The sequence below is a fragment of the Streptomyces sp. 3330 genome (genome assembly GCF_031456635.1).
Classification (GTDB): Bacteria; Actinomycetota; Actinomycetes; order Streptomycetales; family Streptomycetaceae; genus Streptomyces.
The window spans coordinates 107,597-121,176 of sequence record NZ_JAVDVA010000002.1; the positions used below are offsets into that span (position 1 = coordinate 107,597).

The 13,580-nt window shown below is 74.4% G+C and carries 9 protein-coding genes; 3 read left to right on the forward strand and 6 right to left on the reverse strand.

The window, feature by feature from the left end; genetic code table 11:
* Positions 1-319: 319 nt before the first annotated feature.
* Both J2X68_RS03895 and J2X68_RS03900 read right to left on the reverse strand, forming a co-directional pair.
* Positions 320-1,510, reverse strand: coding sequence for an MFS transporter (locus tag J2X68_RS03895; protein ID WP_310430999.1), 1,191 nt, complete (start codon positions 1,508-1,510; stop codon positions 320-322).
* A gap of 248 nt (positions 1,511-1,758) precedes the next feature.
* Positions 1,759-2,199 carry a hypothetical protein gene (locus J2X68_RS03900; RefSeq protein ID WP_310431000.1) on the reverse strand — a complete coding sequence of 147 codons (441 nt, stop codon included), beginning with the start codon at positions 2,197-2,199 and terminating at the stop codon, positions 1,759-1,761.
* A 316-nt stretch (positions 2,200-2,515) separates the two neighbouring features.
* On the opposite strand from J2X68_RS03900, the gene J2X68_RS03905 reads away from it, so the two are divergent.
* A complete protein-coding gene (locus J2X68_RS03905) occupies positions 2,516-4,168 on the forward strand; it encodes a sigma-70 family RNA polymerase sigma factor (protein WP_310431001.1) in 1,653 nt (550 codons plus the stop codon).
* 205 nt (positions 4,169-4,373) lie between these two features.
* Here the strand turns inward: J2X68_RS03905 and J2X68_RS03910 are convergent, their stop codons facing one another.
* The 4 genes from J2X68_RS03910 to J2X68_RS03925 all read right to left on the reverse strand — a co-directional run bounded on the left by J2X68_RS03910 (position 4,374) and on the right by J2X68_RS03925 (position 12,638).
* Positions 4,374-9,572, reverse strand: a complete 5,199-nt coding sequence (locus J2X68_RS03910) for a hypothetical protein (RefSeq protein ID WP_310431002.1) — start codon at positions 9,570-9,572, stop codon at positions 4,374-4,376.
* A gap of 280 nt (positions 9,573-9,852) precedes the next feature.
* Positions 9,853-11,037 (reverse strand): S1 family peptidase, encoded by a 1,185-nt coding sequence (locus J2X68_RS03915; protein WP_310431003.1) that lies wholly within the window; start codon positions 11,035-11,037, stop codon positions 9,853-9,855.
* Positions 11,038-11,238: 201 nt separating this feature from the next.
* Positions 11,239-11,676 carry a contact-dependent growth inhibition system immunity protein gene (locus J2X68_RS03920; RefSeq protein WP_310431004.1) on the reverse strand — a complete coding sequence of 146 codons (438 nt, stop codon included), beginning with the start codon at positions 11,674-11,676 and terminating at the stop codon, positions 11,239-11,241.
* 74 nt (positions 11,677-11,750) lie between these two features.
* On the reverse strand, positions 11,751-12,638 hold the full coding sequence (locus J2X68_RS03925; RefSeq protein ID WP_310431005.1) for a helix-turn-helix transcriptional regulator: 888 nt from the start codon (positions 12,636-12,638) through the stop codon (positions 11,751-11,753).
* A gap of 183 nt (positions 12,639-12,821) precedes the next feature.
* On the opposite strand from J2X68_RS03925, the gene J2X68_RS03930 reads away from it, so the two are divergent.
* Entirely contained in the window at positions 12,822-13,007 is a 186-nt protein-coding gene (locus tag J2X68_RS03930) for a hypothetical protein (protein ID WP_310431006.1), read from the forward strand.
* A gap of 90 nt (positions 13,008-13,097) precedes the next feature.
* The gene (locus J2X68_RS03935; protein WP_310431007.1) at positions 13,098-13,517 is read left to right on the forward strand and encodes a VOC family protein; all 420 of its coding nucleotides are present in this window, start codon (positions 13,098-13,100) and stop codon (positions 13,515-13,517) included.
* The last annotated feature ends 63 nt before the right edge of the window (positions 13,518-13,580 follow it).

The window sequence follows — 13,580 nt, forward strand, 5'->3', positions numbered from 1 at the left end:
CTCAGCGGCTGCGGACGGCGCTGGTGGTGAAGAATCCCGTGGCCGCGGCGCTGAGCAGGGCGCAGACGGCGAGGAGGGCGGTACGTCGCATCGAGGGGCCTTTCCGGTGATGACGGATGGGTTCTGCACAACGCGCACCGGCCCCCTGTCGCTTCGCCCCGGGGCCGAGCCCACCCGTACGGCTGCGGCCAAGCGTGTGGCGTCGGCCGGGCGTGTGGCGTGCCGCCGCGGCCCCGCGCCGCCGATGACGTGCCCGGGGCGCGACACTCCGCGTCCGAGGAACCGGGCGTCCGCGTCCCCGCCGTCGCGGTGCGGTGCGTCACGTCCTCACCGGTACCGGGCGGCGCAGCAGATAGGCGCCCGCCGCCGAGACGAGGACGGCCATGCACGCGATGAACACCAGCCCGGCCCCCTCCAGGCCGAGGGGGCCCACCAGCACGCCCACGCCGATCACCGGCAGCGAGATGCCCGTGTAGGCCACCACGAAGAGCGTCGAGATGACGGCCGCGCGCCGGTCCTCGGGAGACGCCCCGGCCACCGCCGAGAGCGCCCCGCGGAACGCCAGCCCCTGCCCGGTCCCGCCGACGAGGGCGCTCAGCACCACCAGCGGCAGCAGATCCCACCGCAACGCGCCGGCGAGCAGTGCCAGCCCGGCCAGGAGCGCCGCGCAGCCCCACGGCAGCGACCGCCCGACCCCGACCCTGCCGACGAGCAGCTGCCCGGCGGTCGAGGCGAAGAAGGCCAGCGCGACGACGAGACCGCTGACGGCGTGGTTGCTCACGTCGAGCGACTCGGCGAGGAACGCCGGGCTGACCGAGGTGAACACGCCGAACAGTGCGAACCCGACGAACGAGGCGATCGCCGCGGGCCCGAACACCGACCGCACCTCAGGGGGCAGACCGGGCCGCTGCGGCCGTACGGTGCTCAGCGCCGACCGGTGCCGCACGGTCTCCGGGAGCCAGGCCACGACGGCGACCGAACAGGCCACCAGGGCGAGATGGACGGCGAACGGCAGATACAGCGGCCCGTCGGCGTACTGCGCGAGCACCCCGGCGAGCAGCGGACCGCAGCCCAGCCCGCCCATGTTGGCGGCCGTCGCGACGAACGTGGCCCTGGAGGCGCCGCCGGGCGGCGCGAGGTCCATCACGTACGCCGTGGCGGCCCCGGTGAACAGACCGGCGGACAGACCCGACAGCAGCCGTCCCGCGTACAGCCAGCCCAGGCCGGTGGCGGCCAGGAAACACCCGGCGCTCGCCGCCGCGCATCCCAGACCCGCCATCAGCACCGGACGTCTGCCCACGGTGTCCGAGGCGTTGCCCGCCAGCAGGAGCACGCCGATGACTCCGAAGGCGTACACCGCGTACACGACGGTGACCGTCAGCTCGGAGAAGCCGAACTTGTCCTGGTAGAGGCCGTAGAGGGGGGTCGGCAGCGTGGTGCCGGCCATGCACACGGCGAAGACGGCTCCGCCGAGCAGACAGGGGAGCCATCCTCGGTGATCACGGTCCATGTCGGCGACAGTAACCCCGTCCGGGGCCCCGCCGAGACCCGACGTGTCCGACCTCGGGCGAGGAGCCACGCCGTCAGGACCGCCCTCCCCGCGTCCCTCCCGAGCCCGTGCGTGGCTCCGGTCCGCCGCGGATCCGGCCCATCGCGAGCCCGGTGCCGCGGCAGCGCCGGACGCCGAGGCGGTCACCCCCTCGGCGCCACGGTCCACGGATCCGGCCGCGACCTCGACGCCGTTGGTCGCGCGGTGACTCAACGCGACGGCCCGGGCTTCGCGGCCTCGGCGGGTTCACGCGCCGGGAGCCGCGCCCGGTCGAACCACTCCCTGGTCGTCGTGCCGTCGGCGAGGGCCACCAGCAGCGCCCCCAGGGCGGCATCCGCACTCCAGGCCGGATGATGGGCCAGGGCCGCGATCGAGCCGCTCACGACGAACACCCAGCCGAGGCCGACAGCGCTCGCGCGCACCGCTCCGCCACCCCCGGTGAACCGGGCCGCGACGACCAGCGACGCCACGGCGAGCACCGCGCACGCGGTCGCCGCGAGCAGCAGCAGGCCGACGACCGGCCCGCCGAGCGCGCCGGACTCGAAGTCGGCCGCGGCCACGGCCAGTCGTGCCGAACACGCGACGCCGGACAGGCCCAGGCCGACGAGCGACACGCGGGCGTATCTGGCCGTAACGGGCATACGCGTCATAGGGATTCCTTGTGCCGTGCGGACGTCGGTCGCCGGGGGCGTGGGACACGGCGGGCCGGCCGGGTCACCGTATTCCCCCTGGCCATGAGGGCGACACCCCTGCGACGGCAGAGGGCGACGACCCGTCGGGCAGCCCCGGAACGCGACACCGGGGCAGGCGCCCGGCGCGGGATGTGACGGGTCCCCTTGCACCAGTGGCCCCGAACCGGTGAATCTCTCCTCGCACGAATTTCCGAGGAACTGTTATCCGTTGCTTCCGCAGAGATCACCCATAGGACGGACAGCATCGTTCGGCGTCTAGGACAGGGAAGTCTCCATGAGTACACGGCACACGGTGGAGGCGGTGGCGCTCGTCACCGCCGCCCGATCGGGCGACCAGGCGGCCCAGGACGCGCTCGTCGGCGCGTACCTGCCGCTCGTCTACAACATCGTGGGCCGGGCGTTGAACGGTTCGGTGGACGTCGACGACGTCGTGCAGGACACCATGTTGCGCGCCCTCGACTCGCTGGGCTCGCTGCGGGACCCCGCGAGCTTCCGGTCCTGGCTGGTGGCCATCGCGATGAACCAGGTCCGGGCGCACTGGAACCGGCAGCAGCCCGTGCAGGGCGCCATGGAGGAGGCCGACGAGGTCGCCGACCCGGGGGCCGACTTCGTCGATCTGACCATTGTGCAGCTCCAGCTGTCCGGCCAGCGGCAGGAGACCGCGCGGGCCACGCGCTGGCTGGAGCCGGACGACCGCGGACTGCTCTCCCTGTGGTGGCTGGAGTGCGCCGGTGAACTGACCCGGGCCGAGATCGCCGCGGCCATGGATCTGACGCCGGAGCACACAGCGGTCCGCGTACAGCGGATGAAGGCGCAGCTGGAGGCGGCCCGGGTCGTGGTGCGCGCGCTGGACTCGCGGCCGCAGTGCCCGGAACTGCGCGGCGCGCTCGGGGGCTGGGACGGCCGGCCCTCGGCGCTGTGGCGCAAGCGCGTCGCCCGGCACGCCCGCGGCTGCGCACGCTGCTCGGGCCTGTGGAGCGGTCTGATGCCCGCCGAGGGTCTGCTGGCCGGCCTCGCCCTGGTCGCCGCGTCGTCCGCGCTCCTGGCGAGGACGAACTCCGCCACCGACACCCTCGCCGTCGTCGGCTCGGCGGCCCCGCTCGCCGGGAGCGCGGACCTGGGCGGGGCGGTCCCGGCGGTGACCCGCCGTGCCGCGAAGGACCGCACCACCTCCCGCGTCGACGCCCGCCGCAAGCGGCGTACCCGCCGACGGGCGGTCGGCGGCGCGGTCGTGGCCGCCTGCGTGGCCGGCGGAGGCCTCTACTACTTCGGCACCCAGCCGGACGGCGGAACGGGGGAGAGCACCGCCGTCCAGGCCGCGAACGACGCATTCGCCTCGGACCGCCCCACGCCGGACGGCGCCCGCAGCGGCTCCCCGTCCGCGTCCCCGTCCGCGTCGCCGAAGGCGTCCGCGTCGAAGTCGCCGCGCGCGAGCGCCTCGCCGACTCCCCGCGCCGGCCGGACCGCGGTCGCGGCCGCCCCTGCCAAGTCGTCCGCGCCGAAGCGCACCGCCTCGGCGACGCCGTCCGTGGACGAGGGTTCGTCCGATCTCGCGACCCAGGTGATCGCTCTGGTCAACAAGGAGCGGGCGACGGCCGGCTGCGGCCCCCTCACGGAGGACAGCCTGCTGCGCGACGCGGCACAGGGTCACTCCGACGACATGGCGGCCCGCGATTTCTTCGACCACACCAACCCCGACGGAGCCGACCCGGGCCGGCGCATCACGGCCGCCGGGTACCGCTGGTCCACGTACGGCGAGAACATAGCCAAGGGGCAGCAGACGGCCTCGTCCGTGATGACGTCCTGGATGAACAGCGAAGGCCATCGCGCCAACATCCTGAACTGCTCCTTCAAGAACATCGGCATCGGGATCCACGACGGCTCCGGCGGCCCGTGGTGGACGCAGAACTTCGGCGCCAAGCTCTGACCCGCGCACCGGCCCGGAGCGACCCGGCTTTCATGGGGGTGCCGGAGCGAGCGGGCCGGTGAGCGGCCGGCGCGGAGACCCGGACAGCGATGTCCGGGCCCGCCGCGAAAGGCGCCGCCCGGCTCGCCGTGCGCGCCGCCGGCGCCCCCGCCCCGGCAGGCCGGCGCCCCCGCCCGGGGCAGGTCGCGCCGCCGCGAACGGCGGATCAGGCCAGGTGGCCCTCCGGGTCCCGCAGCCGCCCGGCGTTCGTCGCGTCGGCCAGCATGCGCCGCACCGCGGTCGCGGGCATCCGCACGACCACCGGCTCCGGCAGGGTGACCTCCTGCACGGCCGTCCCGCGGCGGCCCGCACGCACCCGGTCGCTCACCTCCGCCACCGCCCGCACGTCGAGGGTGAACTGCACCAGCACCGACTCGGACTTGGGCTTGTGCAGCGGTATCGACCCGGCGGCGTTGGCTGCGGTCGCGGTCGCGCTGCCGGAGCCGTCCACGGTGCCGAGGAGCTGGTTCATCCGGAACTCGTCCGCGTTCAGCACCCCCGCGCCGAGCAGCCCGCGCGCCGACCGGCCGTGCTCGGCGGCCTGCTGGCCGTCCGCACCCGCCGGGCGCGGTGCGTCCAGGCCGCTCTGCGCGACCGTCTCGAAGGTCATCTTGTCACCCACGCCCAGCACCCGGCCGCCGCGCAGCCGGGCGTGCAGCGAGGCGCGCAGGTCCTGGCCCGACGCGCCGGTCGCGTGCACCGGCGGAAGGTCGACGCCCGCGGCGGTCAGCAGCGGCAGCGCCGCGATCAGCCACTCCGTCGAGACGGCCTCGCGCAGCAGGTGAAACGCGGCCTCGCCGCCGGTGCGGAACCGCGCGCCACCGCCCGCCCGCCGGACCGCGTCGTCGACCGCCTGCCGCACTCTCGGCGTCCCCCGGAACCCGTTGACCTGCGCCTCCATCGGCAGCCGGACCCCGGAGTCACGCCAGGGGCCGAGCCGGTCGGCGCCCGCGTCCTCGGCGGCCACCGCGTGTACGCCGGCCTGCTGGGGCGGTACCGGGGCCAGTCGCGACAGCGCCCGCAGATCCGCGGCGAGCACCCGGTGGGTCAGGCTCAGTCCCTTCAACGGCGCGAGGGCCACCCGGCGGTTGCCGGAGAAGATCTCCAGGGTCGCCTCGATCGGCACGTTCATCCGCGCCGACGGGGCGGACGCCGCCTCGGCGACGGTCTTCACGCCCAGCTGGGCCCGTCCGACACCGACCGAACGGCGCGAGTCGCTCGCGCCGACGCCGAGTCCCGCGGCCGCGCCGAGGCTCTTCAACTGGCCCGCGCCCCCGTCGGGCTTCCCCGATCCGGCCACGACCGCCTCGACGCCCCGGCTGTCGCTCTCGTCGTGCGCGGTGGCCCGCTGGGCCGCGGCGGAGGTGATGAACTCCATGTCGCGACCGTCGGACGCGGTCTCGACATAGCTGCCGCGCCCGGTCCTGCGGATGCGGAACAGCGCCCGGTAGGGCCGTTTGCGCCCGTCGAGCAGCTCGACCCCCACGCCGCCGTCCATCGCGCTCGACAGCAGGCCCGCCGAACCGTCCCGGTCGAGCACCCGCAGCAGCCGCTGCACGTTGTCGTTGCGGTCCGTCAGACGGGTACGCGGCAGCAGCTCGTCCGCGAGGGAGGCGCCGAGACGCCCCCGGACCGCCTCCAGCAGCGGCACGAAGTCGGGCAGGTCCTCGATCATGCCGAAGCCGAGCGGAAGCGACTCGGCCAGGTCGGGGACCGGGGCCGGGGGCACCAGGGGCGCGCTCTTCGGAGCACCGCCGGAGACCGCTGCCGTCGCCGCCGCGCTCTCCGCCTCCGTGCCGTCCCGTGCCGTCCCGGCGGGCCGCGAGGACGTGTCCGAGGTCCCGGACCTCCCGGACTTCCCGGCGGGGGCCTCTGCCTTCCCGGACGTCCCGGTCCGCGCCGGGCCCGAACCCGAGGCCGCGTCCTCACGCCCCTGTTCGCCCGGCACCTTCAGCCCCGCCGCCCGCAACTGGCGCTCGGTCAGCCACACCGCGACCGCCCCCGGAACCGTACGGCCCCCGCGCGCGACGTACGGGCCCCCGCCCGTCACCGCGACCTCGGCGACCATGCGCACCACCAGATCGCACTGCACCAGGTAGAGCGGGCTCTTGCGGGAGGTGTGCGCGTTGCGCTCGACGGTGCCGACCAGCGTGGACGCCGTCGTGTCCCCGCTGCCCAGGTTGCGTCCGGCCGCGACCCCTTCGGCGAGCCGCCATTCGGCGCCGTTCTCCGCGCCCGTCAGACCGCCCTGCACCGAGACGTGCTGACTCGTGCCCTCCTGCCCCGTGACCTGATGCCCGCCCAGGACGAACGTCTCGGTGCCCGCCCCCGTGGCCTGGTGGACGACCCGCCCGCCGGTCAGCGCGAACCGGGTGCCGACCGCGCCGGTCAGCCCGGCCAGCCGCCGCGCGTGCCGCAGGTTCTGCACCACCCAGCCGGACGAGACGGCCTGCCGCAGCGCCGCCGTCACCGCCTGCGGACTGAACCGGTCCTCGATCGCGATCCGGGGCGCGAGGCCCTCCGTCTCCAGCGCCCGGTCCTCCCGCGCCTCCTTGTTGCGGGCGGCGGCCCGGGCCAGCAGCTCGAAGGCCAGGTCCCGCACCGGCTGCCCGTCGCCCACGGTCTCCACGAGCGTCCAGTCCCGCACTCCCCGCCTGCCGCCCAGCTGGCGCGAGGCCAGACCGGCCAGATCACCGATGCCCGACGCCGCGAACTCGGTCCGCGCGTCAGGGCGGGCGGCCCCGCGGGCGGCGGACGCCTCGTCCAGCTGCCTCTTGGCGTCGCCGTCGACGGTGAACGCGGTCGGGGTGAGCAGCCGCACGTCCTGAGCGTCCAGGGGCAGCGTCCCCACCCGCTCGGCCGCGGGCGCGTCCCGGCCCGGAGCGCCGGGGGTGAGCGCACGGGCCGCCTTGCGCTGCCGGGACGTCATGGTGACGTCGACGTTCAGGCTCAACGCCCCGCCGAACACGCTCGCGTCCTCGGATCCGTTGGTGAGGACGTCGGTGCGCAGGGTCGGCCCGGCCAGACCGCGCCGGGTCGTCGTACGGCCCTTCTCGGCACGCGCCGACAAGGTCAGGGCGCCGGGGATCAGCCGGAACTGGCCGAGCGCCATCCCGCCGACCGTGCGCGAACTCGCGCGGCCGCTCTGCAGGTTGCTCGTGACGCCCGCGTGGCTGCGGACGAGCCAGTCCTTCGTCTCGCCCAGGTGACCGGTCTCCCGCAGCGAACCGGTGACCTTCAGCTGCACGTCGTGCGTGTGGAAGCGGGACTTGCGGCGCAGCCGCACCCGGACGCCGCTCGACAGCAACTGGTCCTTGTTGACGCGCAGGTTGGTCTCCGACAGCACGGTCACCAGCTCGCGGTAGTTGCGCCGCTGGACCTCGGCCTCCTCGGGGCTGAGGTCACGCGGCTGCTCCTCCTCGCCGAAGGCGGGCAGATATCCGGCGAGCCGGGCGTCGGTGGCGAACAGCCGCGTCACGGCCCGCATCATCGGCGCGGTGTCCAGCCGGCTGATCGCCACGCTGGAGCCCATCGCGCCGAACGGCAGATGCCGCGCTTCCTGCTCGGCGGCGCCGTCCGCGCCCGCCCGTTCGCCGTTCCCGGTCCCGTCCCGCCGGGCCGCCCCGTCCGTCTCCTTGCCCTTGCCCTTGCCGTTGCCCTCGGCGTCCGTCCCGGCACGGTCGGGGCGCTTGACGAACTCACCGGCCGTCACCCCCTCGGGCAACGGCAGGCCCAGCTCCCGGGCCTCGTCGGCCCGCAGCGAGACCCAGACCCGCATCGTGTGGTGTGCGGTGCGGCCGCCGCCCCGCGCCCTGGTCAGGGGCGAGGCCGGACCGGTGCCCTCGACGGTGAACAGCACGGTGCCCAGATACAGCACCTTCTCGCCGCGGACCTCCGCGCCCTGCCGGCTGGACACGGTCTGCTCGGCCACGCTGAACCGGGCCTTGCGCGCCCCGGCGACGGGCATCACGGTGCCGCGGACGGCGGCCGCGTTGCCGAGGACGCCGAACCCCGCCGCCGGACCGGCGCCGAAGGCACCGCCCCGGCCCTTGCCCGCCGTGTCCGTCACCGCGTGCTGCGCCTGCTGGTGGGTGCGCAACTGCGTCTTGCCGGTGCTCCAGCCAGGAGTCAGCTCGGTGATCGCGGCCCGCATCCGGTAGGTGCCGGTGGTGGTGCCGTCGCGGCTGGTCAGATCCTCCCCGACGACCCCGTCCCGCAGCAGCCGGGGCAGGTCCTCCAGCACGGTCGCGGTGGCGGTGGCCTCGTACAGCCGGGCCCGACCGGGAGCGCCGGGCCAGGTCAGGGACGGGTGCAGCGCGGAGGCGACGGCGTCGAACAGTCCGCCGCCGCCCTGGTGCGGGGCCACCCGGTCCGAGACGGCGAGCGGGGCCATGGAGTCCGCCAGCGACACGGCCCGGGCGGTCTCGGGGGCCAGGGGGCGCGGCCGCGGCACCGGCCCGGCGGTCGTCGGCACCAGATGCTCCACGGGCACCCGCATGGTCAGGGCGCCCGACCCGCCGGCGTTGCGGGCCGACCGCTCACCGTCCTTCATGATCCGCACGTGGAAGCGGACCCGGCGCGGTACCTCGACCGACCCCTTGTCACTGCGCAGGACCCGTGGCTCCGCCATGGTCCGCTGGGTGCGCGAGTCCCGGGACGACTGGAAGGGCTGGGCGTTGACGGTGGCCGCCCCGCCGACCCAGACGCCGGGCGCGACCGGCGCCAGCCCGAACCCGGTGAACCCCACGCCCTTCGACGCGGACCCGCTCGTGCTCTGCGCCACCCCCGCCGCCGTGTGGTGCTGCACGTCGACCTTGGTGGCCGCGCCCTCGCTGTCCGGACCGGCGGCGGAGAAGACCCCGGGGCGGTCGTCGTCGGCGGGCGAGACGCGCACCGTGACGTCGTAACGGTCCGTCCCCCGCGCCCCGGTGACGGCGAAGGCCCGGCCGCGCCCGTAGAAGGACTCGGGCCGTCCGGCGAGCTCCGCGGCGATCTCGGCGACCACCCCGTCACGCCGCCCCACGGCATCAGCCAGCGTGGTGGTGACGAACTCGTGACCGGTGAGCCCGTAGGCCGTGGAAAGCCCCGCCGCCTCCATGTCCCGCAGATAGGACGGGAGTTCGAGGGCGTCGTTGTCCACCTCCTCGATGGCGGGCGGAACCTGCGGGGGCCTGCGGCGGGCCGTGGACGGGCCGGCCGCGTGCAACGCGGCGACGGTCGCCGCGTTGCCCGCGGTCTGCTGAAGCCCCAGCAGAGGGTTGGGGCCACCGCTCCGACCGGCCACCTGGGGCGCCCGGGCCGCCCGCGGGGGCCGTTCGAGCGCACTGCCGTGACGGTTGTCGCCCGCCTGCCGCTGATCTCGCACGCGCGTCAGCGTATGAACGCTCGGACGCCGGAACAGGCAGCTGGTGAAGTGTTCAACTGCCGTACGCCTGGACGTCGTCCGACGCCTCGAACGGTGAGGTCGACCGGCCCCCGGGCACCAGGTCCGCGCCCCGACGGGCGCCCGGTCCGGCAGGGGTCCGCGCGCCGGACGTCGACCGGGCAGCGGCGCGGCCGCCTCCCGGTCACGTCCCGTCCGTACCCCGGTCCTGCGCCGACGCACGGAACCCCTGCCCCCTGAGCCCCTCAGTCCTCCTTCGCCGTCAGTAGGTGTGGAGCGTCAGCCCGTAGCGGTTGAGGATCTCGTTCACCGGCTGGAACCAGGTCTCGCCGCCGCCGGTGCAGTTGCCCCACCCGCCGGAGGTGACGCCCTGGGCCTGGTCGCCGCTGATGAACGAGCCGCCGGAGTCGCCCCCTTCGGCGCAGACACTCGTCTTCGTCATCTGGTGCACCGCGCCCTGGCTGTAGTTGACGGTCTCGTTCTTGGCCAGCACCGTGCCGCAGTGCCAGTGCGTGGTCGACCCGGACCGGCACACGGACGCGCCGACCGGCGCCTCGGCCGAGCCGCGCACCAACTGGTCCGGGACCGTGCCCCAGCCGAGCACGACCGGCACCGTCCACCAGCCGCTGCCGACGTTGACCCAGGCGTAGTCGTTGTCGGGGAACGAGGAGCCCTGGAAGTTGCCGATGTAGGAGCCGTCCCAGCCCCGCACACCCGCACCCGCCTGGCCGCAGTGACCGGCGGTGACGAACCCGCCGTGGACCGAGAAGCCGATCGAGCAGCGGACGTTGCCCGTGTAGTACGGGTCGCCGCCGACCGTTCCCGCGGCGAAGGTCCGTGGGGCGGCGGCGACGGTCTCGACGCTGACGGGACCGGCGGCGCGGGCCCGCGTCAGGAAGCGCTGGACATCGTTGTCGGAGTCTTTGCCGCGGACGACCGTGACCACGACGGTGTTGGCCGCCGGATCGACGTGCCACCCACCCACCCCCGAGGGGGCGGAGAGCCGGTCGAGGCGTGACTTCGCGGCGTCCAGCACCCGTGCGCTGTGCTCGACGACCCGGACGCCGGCGCCTTCGGCGCGGATCGCGGCACGCGTGGCCTGCGAACTCTCGGAAGTGACGGCCACCGTGAGGCGGCCTTCGGCGGCGTCGAACCAGGACCCCGCGTAGGCCGCCCCGGCTGTGCGGCGGGCCTTGGGCTCGAGTGCGGCGGCGTCCTGCTCGGCGTCGAGCCGGGCGGCCGCCTGCTGCTCGGTGAGCCCGAACTCCTGCCGCATGGCGTCGATCAGCGCGGCGGAGGCGGAGGCGGGGGCGGCGCCGGTGGCCGACGGGGAGGAGGCCGTCGCACCGCCCCCGCTCGCCGCCGCGGGCAGCGTGCCCGCGCCGCCGAGCCCGGCCAGCGCCAGGAGCGCGGCCAGACAGACGTGCTTGAACCGTGTGCGTCTCATGGGAGTTGCCCTTCGTCGTTCCAGGAAGTGGGGGTGGAACAGCGGTTGGGTGAGAGCGCTCTCAGATGTGGCGCGGCAGAGCCTAGCGGGGTCCGGGTGTCAGGTCTAGGCCAATGCGGACCTCGGTTTCGGCTGACCGGTCGAGGACCACGGCGCGCTCGGCGGACGGCCCCGCGGCCGACGACCGGGGCGTGCGAAGGGTCAGCGGTTCCGGATGGCGGCCGCGAACCGCTCGACCGCGCTCTGCAGGTCCGGCGAGAGGTCGGACAGGCCGTCGACGATGAGGGTCAGCCGACTCGCGGAATCCGGACAGGTCCTCCAGACCGCCGAGGACCTGGTCAGGACTGTGCGCAGCAAGTCGCCCTCGCCCATGTGGCCTTCGGCCAAGGGGTCGTGGCGCAGCACCTCCACCGCGAGCGGAAGAAGCACCGCCAGCCCGATGTCCTGTCCGATCAGCAGGCGCAGGTCCTCGACGGTCAGAGTCCCGACGGGCCTCGTCCGCAAGGCATGCGCCGTGGCGATGAGACGGGTGGCGCCGGGCGGAGGCGCCGGCCAGCGGTCACGTTCGAGTTCTTCAAGGGACCGGCGACGGTCGATGGATACAGACACCGGGCGATTCTCGCGCAACGAGATGTCCATGGCGGTCCTGGATGCGTCACGTGATGATCAATCGTGAGCCCGGGACGGTCGGGTGCGGTGCGGGCGGCGCTTCCTCATCTCTCCCGCAAGGGCCTGGCGGGCTCCGGGACGGTGTCCTCGGTGAGGGCCTGGGAGAGCAGGGCCAGGGCCGCCTGTGAGGTCGAGCCTGCCTCCGCGGTGGCGACCACCAGGTGGGGGCCCGGCCCATGGCTCAGGGTCTGCTGGACGACGGTCAGCGGGCCGACCAGCGGATGGAGCATCTCGTAGGAGGCGACGCTGCATGCCTTGACCCGGTGGTCGGCCCACATCGAGGCGAACTCGGCACTCCTGGAACTCAGTTCACCCACCAGCGCGTGCAATGCCGTGTCCCGCGGATGTCGGGCCGCCACCAGGCGCAGATTCCCCACCACCGCCCTGGCTTTGCCGGGCCAGTCCGCGTAGAGGTCGCGGGTATGACCGTCCAGGAACACCAGTCTGGCCATGTTGGGGCGCTGCGCCGGCAGACCCGGGGCGCCACGGTCCACGTGCCCGGCGAACAAGGCGTGGCCCAGACGGTTCCACGCCAGCACGTCACTGCGCAGGCCGAGCACGATCACGGGGACGTGCTCCAGCGCGTCCATCAACTGAGCCGTCGCCTCCGTGACACGCTCCGGCGCGGGCCGCCGGGTCCGGGGGCGGCGTCGGTCCGCCCCGGCCAGGTCGTGCAGGTACCGTCGCTCGGACTCGTCCAGTCGCAGAGCCCCGGCGAGCGCGTCCAGCACCTCGGACGACGCGCTCAGCGACTGTCCCTGCTCCAGCCGGGTGTAGTAGGAGGCGCTCACGCCCGCCAGCAGCGCCAACTCCTCGCGCCGCAGCCCCGGCACACGCCGACGCTCCCCGTAGGTGGCCACCCCGACGTCCTCGGGACGCAGCTGAGAGCGCCGCGCCATGAGGAAGTCACCGAGCTGCGATTTTCCGGTCATGGATCCGAGTATGGGCCGACTGCCGACGTCCAGCCTGCCCCGGCCGTGGATAGGCAACGACGGGTCTGGCTCCCCGCCGGGAGCGGTGATGACGTGGCGCGACCGGTTTGACAGCACCCAGCACGCAACCATGACCCCGGTGACGCCTTCGCCTTCGTGGTCGGCGGCGCGGAGGACGGCATCGTGCGCTGGACCTGGACCTTCCGTCCCCAGGGGCAGGGCACCGTGGTCGAGCAGTCCTGGCAACTCCCGCGCCTCGAACCGGTGTTGGGCGCCACCCGCGGCGACCTCGCCGCCCTTCGCGACTCCATGACGGACAGCGTCGAAGCCACCCTGATCTCCCTCGCCCGACGGATCGCCGCGGAGTGAGACTCTCGGGTGCCCGCCGGACTTCGCCCGAGCCACCCGAGCCGCCCGTGCCGCCCGTGCCGCTGGACGTATCCCTCGGAAGGCGCATCCATGGACGGTGACGACGGGGAATTCCTGAGCGAAGCAGCCGCCCTGCGTAGGGAGACGCTCCTATGGCCACGGACTCACGTGATCACGCGCCTGTCGGACTGCACCCCTATTTCGGCTACCGGAAGTATCCTGCACGCCGAATTGCGCCGCGGGAATGTCGTCATCATGATCGCTACAGAAAGCCGGCGCTCGGCGCCCGCGCCTGTGCGAGGTACCGGCACCGGCGCCGGGCTTTATCTGTGGCTGCCGGAACCGAGCCTCGTCGAGGACTGGCACCGGCGTGCGGTGGCCGCCGGAGCCCTGAGTGTCATCGCTCCGGAGACCACCCCGTGGGGCTCCGTGCGGGCCCGTGTCCTCGACCCGGAGGGCTGTGAGTGGAGCGCAGGCACCTACCGGCCGGGCGGGCCTGCACCGGCGTGAGCCGTCGGCGTCGGGTGGGCGAGGTGGCAGGACGGCGACGACGTCGGTCATCCCATTCTTCGA